We start from the raw sequence: 14,111 nt of genomic DNA on the forward strand, positions 1-14,111 counted from the left end.
TTGACCGGTGCGGGGATCGGGCCTAGCCTGACCCCCCAGACTTTCCGGAAACAACCAAGCGGGTCCTGGTGTTCCACTTCAGTGCCTTGAGCGTCGTGACCGCCTTGCCGATGCCGCTGCGAAAGCTGGTGACGCGACGGCTGTATCGCCGCCTGACCCCGCGCCTGCTGCTGGATGGGCGCGATGTGGCCGGCCGACGGGTGCTGATCCTGGGGCCGGCGCGGACGGTGGCGCAGGACCTGGCGGCGATCGAGCCGGGTCGCTACGACCTGATCGTGCGCATGAACAACGGGCTGGATACGCCGGTGCCAGCACTGGGGGCGGACCGGCTGCGCTGTGACATGCTGTTTCATTCGCTGACCCCGGATGCCCGCCCGGTCACCCGCGAAAAGCTGGCGCAGGCGGGGGTGAGGATGCTGGTCCACCGCACCCCGACGCAGGGCGCCTTTCTGCGGACGGTGATCGCCAGCCGGCAGTTGGCGCCGCAGGTCCAGGTGCGCTGCCTGCCGCTGTTGCGCTATCAGGCCCTGTCGGCGGCATTGGGCGGCTGCAGCCCCACCACGGGCCTGGTCGCAGCGGATTTCTTTCTGGAGGCGCCGATCGCCGAACTGGCGGTGGTGGGCTGCACCTTCTTCCAGACCTGCTATTGCCCGGGCTATGATCCTGCCGTCCCCGATGACGCGGCGGCCCGGCTGCGGATCGCGGATGCCGCCCATCACGCGCCCCGGCAGGAGGCGGCGCTGTTCGCCGAGCGGGTCCGTGCCGCCCGCCTGCGGGGGCTGAAGGTCGTGCTGGGCCCCGATGTCCTGGCCGTGCTTGAGGGGATGGGGCATTCTCTGTAGGGCTGGGGCTGCGCAGGCGGCACGCGAAAGGCGGTCATGGAAAACAGCAGCACCGAGGTCCTGATCCTCACGATGAAATGGGGCACGCTCTATTCCAGCGCCGACGTGAACCGGCTGGCGGCGCAGGTGCGGCGGCATCTGGCGCGGCCGCACCGGTTCATCTGCTTTACCGATGACGCCGCGGGGCTGGACCCGCAGGTCGAGCCGATGCCGCTGCCCGAGCTGGGCCTGCCCGCGGGCCATTCCGACACGCGCTGGCGCAAGCTGGCGCTGTTCCGGCGCGACCTGGGCGGCCCGGACGCCGCGCTGTCGGGAACGGCGCTGTTTCTGGACATCGACTTGGTGGTGGTGGATGACTTGGGGCCGTTCTTCGATCTGCCGGGCGATTTCTTCATCATCCGCGACGACGACCTGTTCCGCGCAAAACCGCTGCGCCGCGTGAACCCCGGCCGCGACCGGTTTTTGCACAGTGTCGGCAATTCCAGCGTGTTCCGGTATCAGGTGGGGCAGCATGCCTATGTGCTGGACGCCTATCTGGCCGATCCGGCGGCGGCGACGCGGGACTATGAGATCAGCCAGCAGTTCCAGTCGGCACAGCTGGCCGCCCACGGGCATCTGCATTACTGGCCCAAAGGCTGGTGCGTCAGCTTCAAGAACGACTGCGTGCCGCGGAACCTTGCCAGCTATCGGCGCGACCCGTCCCTGCCCGTGGGCGCAAAGATCGTGCTGTTCGCGGGGGCGCCCAAGATGGAGGACGTCTTTGCCGGGCGGGGGCACAAGTGGTACCGGCGGATCGGCGACATCGGCTGGCTGCGCAAGGCGTGGGAAAACCCGTGATCCGCGACGCCTTCCGCCGCTTCAAGCAGCGCCGCCGGCAGGCAGGGGCCCTGGCCGAGATCGCCGCGCGGCCTGACCAGCCCGGCCGCGCGCATGGCCTGCCCGGCCCGCTGGTCGTGTCGCTGACCAGCTATCACGCGCGCTTTGACACGCTGGCGCCGACGCTGCGGGCGCTGCTGCGCCAGACCGTGCAGCCCGACCGGGTGATCCTGTGGCTGGACCAGGGCGACCTGCACCGGCTGCCGCCCGAGATCCGGGACTTGGCGGGGCTGGAGGTCCAGGTCTGCCCTGACTGGCGGTCCTACAAGAAGATCGTGCCGACGCTGATGGCATATCCCGATGCCTTTGTCGCCACAGCCGACGACGACCTCTATTATCCCGCCGACTGGCTGGAGCGGCTGGTCGTGGCGGCGGCGGGCGGGGCGCGCATCGCCTGCCTGCGCGCGCATCGCGTGGTGATGGAGGGCGATCGGCCGGCCGGATACGAAGCTTGGGAGCACAATATCGGTGCGCCAGAGGCCGGGCCGCTGGTCTTTCCGACCGGGGTGTCGGGGGCGATCTATGCGCCCGGCGTGTTCCACCCCGACGTGACGCGTGATGACCTGTTCCTGCGGCTGGCGCCGGGGGCGGATGACATCTGGCTCTACTGGATGCACCGGATGGCGGGATCGCGGCCGACCAAGATCGGCGGGCGGGCGCGCATCCTGGAATGGGACGGCAGCCAGGCCGTCAACCTGCGGGCCGTGAACCGCCCCCCCGGGGGGCAGGGCGGCAATGACCGGGCCATTGCCGCCCTGCTGGAGCATTACGGCTGGCCCGGCTGAGGCCGGGCCGCCGGGTCAGGCCGGGTCCTTGGCGTAGCGCAGATAGGGCAGCTTGATGTCCAGCGGGCCGTATTTCGCCTCGGCCGCCGCATTGTCCAGCGACAGGGCCACGATCACGTCCTGTCCCGGCACCCAGTTGGCCGGCGTGGCCAGCGGCACGCCGTCGGTCTTGCGCACGGCGTCCAGCGCGCGCAGGATTTCGGCGAAGTTGCGCCCGACCGACATCGGATAGGTCATGGTCAGGCGGACCTTCTTGTCCGGCCCGATGATGAAGACCGTGCGCACGGTGGCGGAATGGGCGGGCGTGCGCCCTTCGGTCGGCAGGTAGTATTCGGCGGGCAGCATGTCATAGGCCTTGGCCACCGCCAGGTCGCTGTCGTCGATGATGGCGAAGTTGGCCGGGACGCCCGCCACCTTGCCGATATCGGCCTTCCATTTCTGGTGATCCTCGACGCTGTCCACCGAGACGCCCAGCACCTTGGTGTTGCGCTGTTCGAATTCGGGGGCCAGCTGGGCCACGGCACCGAATTCCGTGGTGCAGACCGGGGTGAAGTCGCGCGGGTGGCTGAAGACGATCGCGTAGCTGTCGCCAATCCAGTCGTGGAAGCGGATCTGCCCCTCGGTCGAATTTGCGGTGAAGTCTGGGGCGGTGTCGTTGATGCGCAGGGACATGGGCCGCGTCCTTTCGGTTGGTTGCGTTGCGCTCAACATAAGCCGGGTCGCGCGGATTGCCAGACCGGGCGGAATGACGGCGCGCGCTGCATTTCGCCGGGCCGGCCGGGCTTGCGGCGGGCGGGGCGCGGTGACAGGCTTTGCCCCGAACGATGCCAAGGAGGGCGAGATGACCGATCTGCTGGACAAGCGCGAATTCTATATCGACGGGGCCTGGGTGGCGCCCGCGGCGGCCTGCGACCTGGAGGTGATCGACCCCTCGACCGAGGAACCGGTGGCGGTGATCTCGCTGGGCGGGCAGGAGGACACGGACCGGGCGGTGGCGGCGGCCAAGCGCGCCTTCCCGGCCTGGGCCGCCACCCCCCCGGCCGAGCGCCTGGCGGTGGTCGAGAAGGTCCTGGAGATCTATCAGCGTCGCGCCCCCGACATGGCCTGGGCGATCAGCCACGAGATGGGGGCACCGCAGGACATGTCGCTGGACGACCAGGTCGATGCCGGGGCCTATCACACCAAGAACTTCATCACCGCCTTCAGGGACTTCCAGTTCATCCGCCCGCTGGGGGAGCACGCCCCCACCAGCATGGTCGCCTGGGAGCCGGTCGGCGTGGTGGGCCTGATCACGCCCTGGAACTGGCCGATGAACCAGGTGACGCTGAAGGTCATCCCGGCGCTGCTGGCGGGGGACACCTGCGTGCTGAAGCCTTCGGAGATCGCGCCGCTGTCGTCGATGCTGTTCGCCGAGATCCTGCACGAGGCAGGCGTGCCCGCGGGCGTCTTCAACCTGGTCAATGGCGACGGCGCCGGGGTCGGCAGCCAGCTGTCGGTCCATCCCGATGTCGAGATGATCAGCTTTACCGGATCGACCCGCGCGGGCATCGCGATCAGCAAGGCGGCCGCCGACAGCCTGAAGAAGGTCGTGCTGGAACTGGGCGGCAAGGGCGCGAACATCGTCTTTGCCGATGCCGACGACAAGGCGGTCGTGCGCGGCGCGCGGCACTGTTTCTACAACAGCGGCCAGTCCTGCAACGCGCCGACCCGGATGCTGGTCGAACGCGCGGCCTATGACCGGGCCGTCGAGGTGGCGGCAAAGGTGGCGCAGGAGACGGCGGTCGCCAGCGCCCATCAGCCGGGCAAGCATATCGGCCCGGTGGTCAGCCGCCCGCAATGGGAGAAGATCCAGGGCCTGATCCAGGCCGGCATCGACGAGGGCGCGCGCCTGGTGGCCGGCGGCACCGGCCTGCCCGAGGGCGTAAACCGCGGCTATTTCGTGCGGCCCACGGTGTTCGCGGATGTCACCAATGACATGACGATCGCCCGGCAGGAGGTCTTTGGCCCGGTCCTGTCGATCATCCCCTTCGACAGCGAGGAGGAGGCGGTGGCGATCGCCAACGACACGCCCTACGGGCTGACGAACTATGTCCAGAGCCAGGACGGCGCGCGGCGCAACCGTGTGGCGCGGCAGCTGCGCGCGGGCATGGTCGAGATGAACGGCGTCTCGCGTGGCGCTGGCTCGGCCTTTGGCGGGGTGAAGATGTCGGGGCGCGCCCGCGAGGGCGGCGTCATGGGGCTGGAGGAGTTCATGGACAGCAAGGCCATCAGCGGATGGCATCCCGACGCCTGAACGGCGGGATCCTGTCGCGTCCTGCGACGTGCGGGGGAACTTCCCGTCCCTCCGGCACGTCGCGGGGGCGGACTGGGGCCGTGGTGCATGAGGGGAACGGACCGGTCGGGTGCCGGAGGTGGATGGGGCGAGCCTGCGGGGCAATGTCCTGCGCAAAAGCCGGGCCTCCATGATGGGGATGGCTTTCGCCGCTCCTTTGGCGGTCAGCCAATCTCGGCCAGGAAGATGTAGCCCGCGCCGTAGATCGTCTTGATCAGGCGGGGGTTCTTGGGGTCCTCGCCCAGCTTGGTGCGCAGGCGCGAGATGCGCACGTCCATCGCCCGGTCAAAGCTTTCGCCGGCGGCGCCGCCCAGGGTTTCCAGCATCTGCGCGCGGGTGATCAGGCGGCGGGGATTGTCGGTGAACATGCGCAGCACCTCGGCCTCGGCATGGCTCAGCGGGGTCTCGGTGCCATCGGGCGCGGTCAGCAGGTAGCGGTCGAAATCGGCGGTCCAGCCGGCAAAGCGCAGGGTCTGGGGGCGGCTGGGGGCGCCTTGGGCCGGGCGGCGCAGGCGGGCGCGGATGCGGGCCACGACCTCGGCCGGCTCGAAGGGCTTGATGATGTAGTCGTCGGCGCCCAGTTCCAGCCCCGTCACCCGGTCCTGCACCTGGGCGCGGCCCGAGATGATGATGATCGCGGCCCCCGATTCGGTGGCCAGCCGGTGGACCAGCGCCAGGCCGTCGCGGTCGGGCAGGCCCAGGTCGATCAGGCAGGCTTCGGGTGTCAGGCGGCGCAGCGCCGCCTCGAATTCCGTGGCGCGGCCGAAGCACTGGGTGCGAAAGCCCGCCTGTTCCAGCGCCGATGACAGAAGGCGGCGGATCTCGGGTTCGTCGTCCAGGATGGCGATCAGCGGGGCTTCGGTCACGGGATGTCCTTATCTGGCTTCGGCCAGGGTGGCCGCCAGGCGGGCGGCGGTGAAGGGCTTGGTCAGCACCGGTCCCGCCGCGCGGGCGCGCAGCGGCGCACCGGGCGGCAGCGAGGTCATCAGGATCACCGGCAGGGGCGCGTCCAGGTCCAGGCCCAGCCCGTCGCCCAGCTGGATGTCCGACAGGATCACCGTCAGACCGGGCAGGTCGGCCAGGGCGCGGGCCTCGGACAGGCTGGCGGCCTCGATCACCGCATGGCCAAGGCCTGTCAGCATGTCGCGCACCTGGGCGCGGATCAGGTCGTCATCCTCGACCAGCAGCACCATCTGCCGCGCGACCGGGCGCCAGGGCAGGCGCAGCGTTACCTGCGCGCCGCCGGGATGATTTTCCAGCCGCAGCGTCCCGTCGACCAGCTTGGTCAGGTCATAGACCATGGCCAGGCCCAGGCCCGATCCCTGGCCCTTTTTCGTGGTGAAGAAGGGTTCGGTCGCGCGGGTCAGCGCCTCGGGCGAGAAGCCGGGGCCGGTATCGCGCACGACCAGTTCCAGCCAGTCGCCGCTGCGGGCGGCCGACAGGGTGATGCGGCCGGGCGGGCGGATCGCCGCATTGGCGTTCAGGATCAGGTTCAGCAGCGAATCCTGCAAGGCGCCGGGGTCCAGCAGCAGAGCCGGGGGCCAGGGCTGCACCTGAAGGTCCAGCGTCACGCCTTCGGAGAGCGAGGGGCGCGAGAGCGTCGCAAGGTCGGCCAGCAGCGCGCCGAGGTCTGTGGGTTCCAGAGAGGGTTCGCGCGGTGCACTGATCCGCGCCAGACGGTCCAGCAGGGCCGCGCCGCGCCGGGCGGCGGCCAGCGTCGCCTGCACGTCCTCGGAGGCGGCGGCGGGCAGTTCCCCGGCCTCGATCCGCGAGGCCAGGCGTGCCTGCAGGCCCAGGATGATGGTCAGAAGATTGCCGAAGTCATGCGCCATCCCCGAGGTCAGCTGCGCGGCCAGGCTGCGCTTGCCGGCATGGACCAGCGCCTCGCGCGCCTGCACCTCGGCCGAGACGTCGGTTGAGAGGATATAGGCGCCTTGCCCCTCGCGATCAGGGGTCAGCGCGATGCGGATGCGCCGGCCCGAGGTCGGGTGCGTGATCTCGAACACCTGCGGATCGCCCGACAGCGCGCGGGCCATGTAGGGCTGCAGCGTGGCGCAGGTCGCGGGGCCAAGCGCCTGTTCCAGGGTCAGGCCCACGATCTGGCCCGCCGCGCCCGGAAAGATCGAGGGCAGGCGGCGGTTCGAGAAGGTGTAGCGGAACTGCCCGTCCATGTGGGCGATATGGGCGGGGACCATCTCGGTCACCTGGCGGGTGCGCGCCTCGGTCCGGGTCAGGATGCGCTGCGCCTCGGAGAGGGCGGCGTTGGTGGCGGCCAGCTGGCGGTTGGCGGCGGCCAGCCGTTCGGCGTTCAGCAGCACCTGTTCGGACAGCTCCTCGGACCGGGCGCGCAGCAGCGCCTCCTGCTGCTTGGCGTCGGTGATGTCGGTATAGACGGTGACCCAGCCCCCCTGGGTCAGCGGCGCGCCCTCCACCGTGATCCAGCGGCCGTCGGCGCGCTGGCGCTCGAAGTAATGCGGCTGGAAGGTGCGGGCCTGGGCCACCCGCAGCGCCACGGCCGCTTCGGGATCGTTCTGGGGACCGTATTCGCCGCGCAGCACCAGGAAACGGATCGTGTCCTCGAAGCTGGCGCCGGGCAGGGTCAAGGCCTCGGGCAGGTCGAACATGGCCTGATACTGGCGGTTGGCCACCGCCAGGCGCAGGTCGGCGTCGAAGATGGACAGCGCCTGGCCGATCAGGTTCAGCCCCGAGCGCGTCAGGTCGGCGCGGATCTCGGCCGGGGTCAGCGGCCCCGTCTCGAGTGCGGGTCGGTCCATCGGTCTCTCCTCCGCGGACAGGCCTAGCACCCGGCCGCGATCTGCGGAAGCGCTGTAACATTTTGTTGGATTCGCGACAAACTGGCGCAAGGATTGGCGCCAATGGTGAAGCGGCCAACAGGGCGAGGAGGTCCTGGTGGCAGATCGCGCAATGCGCCATGGAACCTGGGGAGGAGACATGACGGACCAGCAGACGCCCGTGGGCGAATTGCAATCCATTCCTGCGCTGCTGGCGCGAAATGTCGCCCGTTTCGGCCAGCGGCCCGCCTATCGGGAAAAGGAATACGGGATCTGGCAAAGCTGGACCTGGGCCGAGGCGGCGGAGGAGATCCGGGCGCTGGCGCTGGGCCTTCTGGCGCTGGGGCTGAAGCCGGGCGAGCATGTGGCGATCATCGGGCGCAACCGCCCGGCGCATTACTGGGGCATGATGGCCGCGCAGATGTGCGGCGCGGTGCCGGTGCCGCTGTACCAGGACGCCGTGGCCGAGGAGATGGCCTATGTGATGGGCCATTGCGGGGCACGGTTCGTCATCTGCGGCGACCAGGAGCAGGTCGACAAGGTCCTGGAGGTCGGCCAGACCGTCGAGGGGGTCGAGCAGATCATCTATACCGACAAGCGCGGGATGCGGAAATACGACCATTCCCACATGAACGCCCTGGCCGACGTGCAGGCCGAGGGCCGCGCCGCCGCGCAGCGTCTGGGGCCGCAGCTGGACGCGCTGATCGCGGGGCTTGATTACGACAGCACCTGCGTGATGCTGTACACCAGCGGCACCACCGGCAAGCCCAAGGGCGTCGTGCTGTCCAACCGCAACATCATCGAGACCGCGAAGAACACGGCCGAGTTCGACCGTCTGGACCACCGCGAGGAGATCGTGGCCTATCTGCCGATGGCCTGGGTCGGCGACTTCATCTTTTCGGTGGGGCAGGCGGTCTGGTCGGGCTTCACCGTGAACTGCCCCGAGGGCGCGCATACGATGATGACCGACATGCGCGAGATCGGGCCGACCTATTTCTTTGCCCCGCCGCGCGTCTTCGAGGGGCAGCTGACCTCGGTGATGATCCGCATGGAGGACGCCGGCCGCGTCAAGCGCTGGCTGTTCCGCCGCGGCATGGAGATCGCGCGCCGGGCGGGCCCCGCGCTGCTGGACGGCAAGTCCGTGTCCCTGGGCGACCGGCTGGCTTACGGCCTGGGGCGGATCTTCGTCTTTGGGCCGCTGAAGAACACGCTGGGCCTGTCGCGGGTGCGCGTGGGCTATACCGCCGGCGAGGCGATCGGGCCCGAGATCTTTGATTTCTACCGCAGCCTGGGCATCAACCTGAAGCAGCTCTATGGCCAGACCGAGGCCTCGGTCTTCATCACCCAGCAGCCCGACGGGCAGGTGCGCTCAGACACGGTGGGCGTTCCCAGCCCCGGCGTCGAGGTCCGCATTGGCGAGAACGGCGAGGTCTATTACCGCAGCCCCGGCACATTCGTCGAATATTACAAGAACGCCGACAGCACGGCCTCGACCAAGGACAGGCAGGGTTGGGTCGCGACGGGCGACGCGGGCTTCTTCGAGGAGACGACCGGCCATCTGCGCATCATCGACCGCGCCAAGGATGTGGGCCGCATGGCCGACGGGTCGATGTTCGCGCCCAAATATGTCGAGAACAAGCTGAAGTTCTATCCCAACATCCTGGAAGCCGTCGTGATCGGCAACGGCCGCGACTATTGCACCGCGATGATCAACATCGACCTGTCGGCGGTGGGCAACTGGGCCGAGCGCAACAACATCGCCTATGGCAGCTACCAGGAACTGGCCGCCCATCCGCAGGTCTATGCCACGATCCGCGCCCATGTCGAGGAGGTCAACCGATCGGTCGCCGAGGACCCGATGCTGGCCGGCTGCCAGGTCCACCGCTTCCTGGTGCTGCACAAGGAGCTGGACCCCGACGACGGAGAGATGACCCGCACCCGCAAGGTCCGCCGCGCCGTCATCAGCGAGAAGTTCGCCGACCTGGTGGGCGCGCTCTATGACGGGTCCTCCAGCATCTACACCGAGACCGAGGTCACCTACGAGGACGGCCGCAAGGGCAGCATCAAGGCCACGCTGCGCATCGAGGACGTGCCCGTCTTTGGCCAGTCGGCCCAGCAGAAGGTGGCAGCCGAATGAACCAGATGAGCACCGAGGGCTATGTCACCGCGGACGGCCGCCAGATCGGCGGCGTGCTGATGGAGATGAAGAACATCACCCTGCGCTTTGGCGGCGTGGTGGCGATCAAGGACATCAGCTTCGACATCCGCCAGGGCGAGATCCGGGCGATCATCGGTCCGAACGGCGCCGGCAAGTCGTCCATGCTGAACGTGATCTCGGGCTTCTACCACCCGCAGGAGGGCGAGGTCTGGTTCAAGGGCCATCGCCGCGGGCCGATGAAGCCCTATCAGGTGGCGCGGCTGGGCATCGCCCGCACCTTCCAGAACATCGCGCTGTTTGACGGCATGTCGGTCCTGGACAACATCATGACCGGCCGGCTGAACCGGATGAAGGCGGGCTTCCTGTCCCAGGCCCTTTGGTGGGGGGCAGCCGAGCGCGAGGAGAACGAGAACCGCGAGGCGGTCGAGAAGGTCATCGACTTCCTGGAGATCCAGAACATCCGCAAGACCCCGGTGGGCCGTCTGCCCTATGGCCTGAAGAAGCGGGTCGAGCTGGCCCGCGCCCTGGCGGCCGAGCCGCAGCTGCTGCTGCTGGACGAGCCCATGGCCGGCATGAACGTCGAGGAGAAGGAGGACATGTCCCGCTTCATCCTGGACGTGAACGATGAGTTCGGCACCACGATCTGCCTGATCGAACACGATATGGGCGTGGTCATGGACCTGTCGGACCGGGTGGTGGTGATGGATTACGGCAAGAAGATCGGCGACGGCACGCCGGCCGAGGTGCGCGCCAACCAGGAGGTGATCGATGCCTATCTGGGGGTGGCCCATGACTGATCGCGCAAACGGGGGGACCCACTGATGGACCAGTTGATCTTTGCCGCCGAGGTGGTGCTGAACGGGCTGATGACCGGCGTGATGTACGCGCTGGTGGCCCTGGGCTTCGTCCTGATCTTCAAGGCCTCGGGCGTCTTCAACTATGCCCAGGGGGTACTGGCGCTGTTCGCGGCGCTGACCCTGGTGGGCATCCAGAACGGCCAGGTGCCCTTCGCGCATCTGATCAACGCGGCCCTGGGCACGCAGCTGCACCATTTCGGCTGGACCGTTCCATCGCTCCTGGCCATCGCGCTGACCGCGCTGGTGATGGTGGGCCTGGCCTTCCTGATCGAGAAGCTGGTCCTGCAGCACCTGGTCGGGCAGGAGCCGATCATCCTCTTCATGGCCACGATCGGCCTGGCCTATTTCCTGGAAGGCCTGGGCGACGTCATGTGGGGCGCCGACATCAAGACGCTGGACGTGGGCCTGCCGCAGGGCATCTCGGACGGGATCGAGACGATGACGGATGCCTGGTTCGGCTACGGCTTCTTCATCGACCGCCTGGACATGTGGGCGACCGTCATCGCGGCGCTGCTGGTCGCGGCGCTCGTGGCCTTTGCCCAGTACACCAAGCAGGGCCGCGCCATGCGGGCGGTCGCCGACGATCACCAGGCGGCGCTGTCGGTGGGCATCTCGCTGCGCTTCATCTGGGTGATGGTCTGGTCGATCGCGGGCTTCGTGGCGCTGGTCGCCGGCATCATGTGGGGCACGAAATCGGGCGTGCAGTTCAGCCTGTCGCTGATCGCGCTCAAGGCGCTGCCGGTGCTGATGCTGGGCGGCTTCACCTCGATCCCCGGTGCCATCGTCGGCGGGCTGATCATCGGCGTGGGCGAAAAGCTGTTCGAATTCACCGTGGGCCCGATGGTCGGCGGCGCGACCGAGAACTGGTTCGCCTATGTCCTGGCCCTGCTGTTCCTGGTCTTCCGACCCCAGGGCCTCTTCGGCGAACGCATCATCGAACGGGTGTGATCATGCCGCTTCTTCGTTGCACAACTACCCCGGGGGTGCGGGGGCTGGCCCCCGCTGACCGCGCTGAAAGGAACATCCGATGATCTATCGTGAGGCCGGCGACTTCAAGACCAGCTACCGTGACGACAGCCAGACCTTTCCGATCCGGCTGGACCGCTGGGGCTATTACGCGGTGTTGGCGGTGGCCTTCGGGATCGTCCCCTTCGTCATCAACGACTATTGGGCGAACGCGGTCCTGGTGCCCTTCCTGATCTACGCGATCGCGGCCCTGGGGCTGAACATCCTGACCGGCTATGCAGGCCAGGTCAGCCTGGGGACGGGCGGCTTCATGGCAGTGGGGGCCTATGCGGTCTACAAGCTGATGACCGCCTTCCCCGAGGTGAACGTGGTCATCCACATCCTGCTGGCCGGCGGCATCACCGCCATCGTCGGCCTGCTGTTCGGCCTGCCCAGCCTGCGCATCAAGGGCTTCTACCTGGCCGTGGCGACGCTGGCCGCGCAGTTCTTCCTGGTGTGGCTCTTCAACAAGGTGCCGTGGTTCTACAACTATTCGGCCTCGGGCCAGATCACCGCGCCGACGCGGACCGTTCTGGACCACGCGGTCACCGGACCGGCCGCCAGCGCGCCCGCGAAATACCTGGTCTGCCTGTGCTTTGCCTTCGTGCTGGCCTGGGTGGCGCGCAACCTGACCCGCGGCACGCTGGGGCGCAAGTGGATGGCGATCCGCGACATGGACATCGCGGCCGAGATCATCGGCGTCGACCCGCTGCGCGCCAAGCTGTCGGCCTTTGCCGTCAGCAGCTTCTTCGTCGGCATCGCCGGGGCGCTGCTGTTCGCGGTCTACCTGGGCGCGGCGGAGGTGGGCGAGGCATTCGGCATCAACAAGAGCTTCCTGGTCCTCTTCATGATCATCATCGGGGGCCTGGGCAGCATCTTCGGCAGCTTTGCGGGCGCGGCCTTCCTGGTCCTGCTGCCGGTGCTGCTCAAGAACCTGCTGGTCGGCAGCCTCGGCTGGCCCACCGACCTGGCCGCCCATATCGAGCTGATGATCGTGGGCGCGATGATCGTGCTGTTCCTGATCGTCGAGCCGCACGGCCTGGCGCGGCTCTGGACGCTGACCAAGGAAAAGCTGCGGCTCTGGCCGTTCCCGCACTGAGTTCACTGCAAGAACCGGGCAACCGGCGCAACATCTCTGGGAGGAGACCCTGCATGAAACTGACCTTCCCCGCCCTGGTCGCGGCCGCCGTCATGGCCGCCGCACCCGCGATGGCCGACCTGGTCGTACCGAACATGTCCTACCGGACCGGGCCCTATGCGGCCAACGGCATCCCCTATGCGGACGGGTTCGCCGACTATTTCACGCTGCTGAACGAGCGTGACGGCGGCATCGGCGGCCAGCTGATCCAGGTTCCGGAATGCGAGACGGCCTATAACACCGAGAAGGGCGTCGAATGCTACGAGGCGCTGAAGTCCCAGAACCCGCTGGTGCTGAACCCGCTGTCCACCGGCATCACCTATCAGCTGATCCCGAAGATCGGCGTGGACGGCATCTCGCTCTACACGCCCGGCTATGGCCGGACCTCGGCCAAGGACGGCTCGGTCTTTGAGTGGGTGTTCAACGCGCCCGCGAACTACTGGGATGGCGCCTCGGTCGCGGTCAAGCACATCCTGGACCAGGAGGGGGGCGATCTGTCGGGCAAGAAGATCGCGCTCGTCTATCACAACAGCGCCTATGGCAAGGAGCCGATCCGCACGCTGGAGGAGCTGTCGAAAAAGCACGGCTTCGAGCTGAGCCTGCTGCCGGTCGATGCGCCGGGCCAGGAGCAGAAGTCGCAATGGCTGCAGATCCGCCGCGAAAAGCCCGACTACGTCATCATGTATGCCTGGGGCGTGATGAACCAGGTGGCCCTGCAGGAGGCCGTGAACATCCGCTTCCCGATGGACAAGTTCATCGGCATCTGGTGGTCGGGTTCGGAGAACGACGTGCGCCCGGCGGGTGCGGGGGCCGATGGCTACAAGGCCCTGACCTTCCACGGCGTCGGCCAGGACTATCCGCTGTACGACGACCTCAAGACGCATGTCTATGACGCCGGCAAGGCGGCGGGCGCGGGCGACCAGACGGGAAGCGTGCTTTATTCGCGCGGCGCCTATGCGGCCCTGGTGATCGCCGAGGCGATCCGCAAGGCGCAGGAGCTGGCCGGCACCTCCGAGATCACCGCCGCCCAGATGCGCGACGGCTTCGAGGCGCTGGAGATCACGGCCGAGCGGATGGAGGAGCTGGGACTGCCCGATTTCGGCCAGCCGATCAGCCTGTCCTGCGAGAACCACGGTGGCGCCGGCCTGGCGCGCATCCAGCAGTGGAACGCCGGTGAAGGCCAGTGGAACCTGATCACCGACTTCATTGAGCCGGATGCCGAGATCCTCGATCCGCTGATCGAGGCCGACAGCGCCGCCTATGCCCAGGAAGCCGGCCTGACGCCGCGCTGCAACTGATGATCAAGGCCGGCGGCGGGTGTTCCGC

Annotated in this window: 12 protein-coding genes; 9 read left to right on the plus strand and 3 right to left on the minus strand. The window is 68.1% G+C overall.

Features of this window, described 5'->3' with window-relative positions:
• The first annotated feature begins 68 nt into the window (after positions 1-68).
• Genes ACNR9W_RS02440 through ACNR9W_RS02450 form a run of 3 tightly spaced genes read left to right on the plus strand, consistent with a single transcriptional unit; the run spans position 69 to position 2,503 of the window.
• Positions 69-842 (plus strand): hypothetical protein, encoded by a 774-nt coding sequence (locus ACNR9W_RS02440; protein ID WP_458478601.1) that lies wholly within the window; start codon positions 69-71, stop codon positions 840-842.
• Between the two features lie 36 nt (positions 843-878).
• Positions 879-1,679: a hypothetical protein gene (locus ACNR9W_RS02445; protein WP_419269226.1), complete on the plus strand. Its 801-nt coding sequence runs from the start codon at positions 879-881 to the stop codon at positions 1,677-1,679.
• Positions 1,664-2,503 (plus strand): glycosyltransferase family protein, encoded by an 840-nt coding sequence (locus tag ACNR9W_RS02450; RefSeq protein WP_419269225.1) that lies wholly within the window; start codon positions 1,664-1,666, stop codon positions 2,501-2,503. Before ACNR9W_RS02445 ends, ACNR9W_RS02450 begins: the two co-directional genes overlap by 16 nt.
• A gap of 15 nt (positions 2,504-2,518) precedes the next feature.
• On the opposite strand, the gene ACNR9W_RS02455 is transcribed toward ACNR9W_RS02450, so the two are convergent.
• Positions 2,519-3,175, minus strand: a complete 657-nt coding sequence (locus ACNR9W_RS02455; RefSeq protein ID WP_419269224.1) for a peroxiredoxin — start codon at positions 3,173-3,175, stop codon at positions 2,519-2,521.
• A 169-nt stretch (positions 3,176-3,344) separates the two neighbouring features.
• On the opposite strand from ACNR9W_RS02455, the gene ACNR9W_RS02460 reads away from it, so the two are divergent.
• Entirely contained in the window at positions 3,345-4,796 is a 1,452-nt protein-coding gene (locus ACNR9W_RS02460; RefSeq protein WP_419269222.1) for an aldehyde dehydrogenase family protein, read from the plus strand.
• A gap of 203 nt (positions 4,797-4,999) precedes the next feature.
• Here the strand turns inward: ACNR9W_RS02460 and ACNR9W_RS02465 are convergent, their stop codons facing one another.
• Together ACNR9W_RS02465 and ACNR9W_RS02470 are read right to left on the minus strand one after the other, a co-directional pair.
• The gene (locus ACNR9W_RS02465; RefSeq protein ID WP_419269221.1) at positions 5,000-5,701 is read right to left on the minus strand and encodes a response regulator transcription factor; all 702 of its coding nucleotides are present in this window, start codon (positions 5,699-5,701) and stop codon (positions 5,000-5,002) included.
• A gap of 9 nt (positions 5,702-5,710) precedes the next feature.
• On the minus strand, positions 5,711-7,609 hold the full coding sequence (locus tag ACNR9W_RS02470) for a PAS-domain containing protein (RefSeq protein ID WP_419269220.1): 1,899 nt from the start codon (positions 7,607-7,609) through the stop codon (positions 5,711-5,713).
• Positions 7,610-7,787: 178 nt separating this feature from the next.
• On the opposite strand from ACNR9W_RS02470, the gene ACNR9W_RS02475 reads away from it, so the two are divergent.
• From ACNR9W_RS02475 to ACNR9W_RS02495, 5 genes are all read left to right on the plus strand, one after another.
• Complete coding sequence (locus ACNR9W_RS02475) at positions 7,788-9,764, plus strand: AMP-binding protein (protein WP_419269219.1); 1,977 nt, start codon at positions 7,788-7,790, stop codon at positions 9,762-9,764.
• A complete protein-coding gene (locus ACNR9W_RS02480; protein WP_419269218.1) occupies positions 9,761-10,582 on the plus strand; it encodes an ABC transporter ATP-binding protein in 822 nt (273 codons plus the stop codon). The genes ACNR9W_RS02475 and ACNR9W_RS02480 overlap by 4 nt, the downstream gene beginning before the upstream one ends.
• A 21-nt stretch (positions 10,583-10,603) precedes the next feature.
• Positions 10,604-11,590: a branched-chain amino acid ABC transporter permease gene (locus ACNR9W_RS02485; RefSeq protein ID WP_419269415.1), complete on the plus strand. Its 987-nt coding sequence runs from the start codon at positions 10,604-10,606 to the stop codon at positions 11,588-11,590.
• A 79-nt stretch (positions 11,591-11,669) separates the two neighbouring features.
• A complete protein-coding gene (locus ACNR9W_RS02490) occupies positions 11,670-12,746 on the plus strand; it encodes a branched-chain amino acid ABC transporter permease (RefSeq protein WP_419269217.1) in 1,077 nt (358 codons plus the stop codon).
• Between the two features lie 53 nt (positions 12,747-12,799).
• Positions 12,800-14,083 carry an ABC transporter substrate-binding protein gene (locus ACNR9W_RS02495; RefSeq protein ID WP_419269216.1) on the plus strand — a complete coding sequence of 428 codons (1,284 nt, stop codon included), beginning with the start codon at positions 12,800-12,802 and terminating at the stop codon, positions 14,081-14,083.
• Positions 14,084-14,111 lie beyond the last annotated feature (28 nt).

The sequence above is a fragment of the Paracoccus sp. T5 genome (genome assembly GCF_048538155.2).
Classification (GTDB): Bacteria; Pseudomonadota; Alphaproteobacteria; order Rhodobacterales; family Rhodobacteraceae; genus Paracoccus.

Bases quoted from the DNA above. Each gene is read 5' to 3' on its own strand.
- ACNR9W_RS02495 (WP_419269216.1), top strand. From the start codon at position 12,800: ATGAAACTGACCTTCCCCGCCCTGGTCGCGGCCGCCGTCATGGCCGCC.
- ACNR9W_RS02445 (WP_419269226.1), top strand. From the start codon at position 879: ATGGAAAACAGCAGCACCGAGGTCCTGATCCTCACGATGAAATGGGGC.
- ACNR9W_RS02480 (WP_419269218.1), top strand. From the start codon at position 9,761: ATGAACCAGATGAGCACCGAGGGCTATGTCACCGCGGACGGCCGCCAG.
- ACNR9W_RS02455 (WP_419269224.1), bottom strand. From the start codon at position 3,175: ATGTCCCTGCGCATCAACGACACCGCCCCAGACTTCACCGCAAATTCG.
- ACNR9W_RS02470 (WP_419269220.1), bottom strand. From the start codon at position 7,609: ATGGACCGACCCGCACTCGAGACGGGGCCGCTGACCCCGGCCGAGATC.
- ACNR9W_RS02475 (WP_419269219.1), top strand. From the start codon at position 7,788: ATGACGGACCAGCAGACGCCCGTGGGCGAATTGCAATCCATTCCTGCG.
- ACNR9W_RS02460 (WP_419269222.1), top strand. From the start codon at position 3,345: ATGACCGATCTGCTGGACAAGCGCGAATTCTATATCGACGGGGCCTGG.
- ACNR9W_RS02490 (WP_419269217.1), top strand. From the start codon at position 11,670: ATGATCTATCGTGAGGCCGGCGACTTCAAGACCAGCTACCGTGACGAC.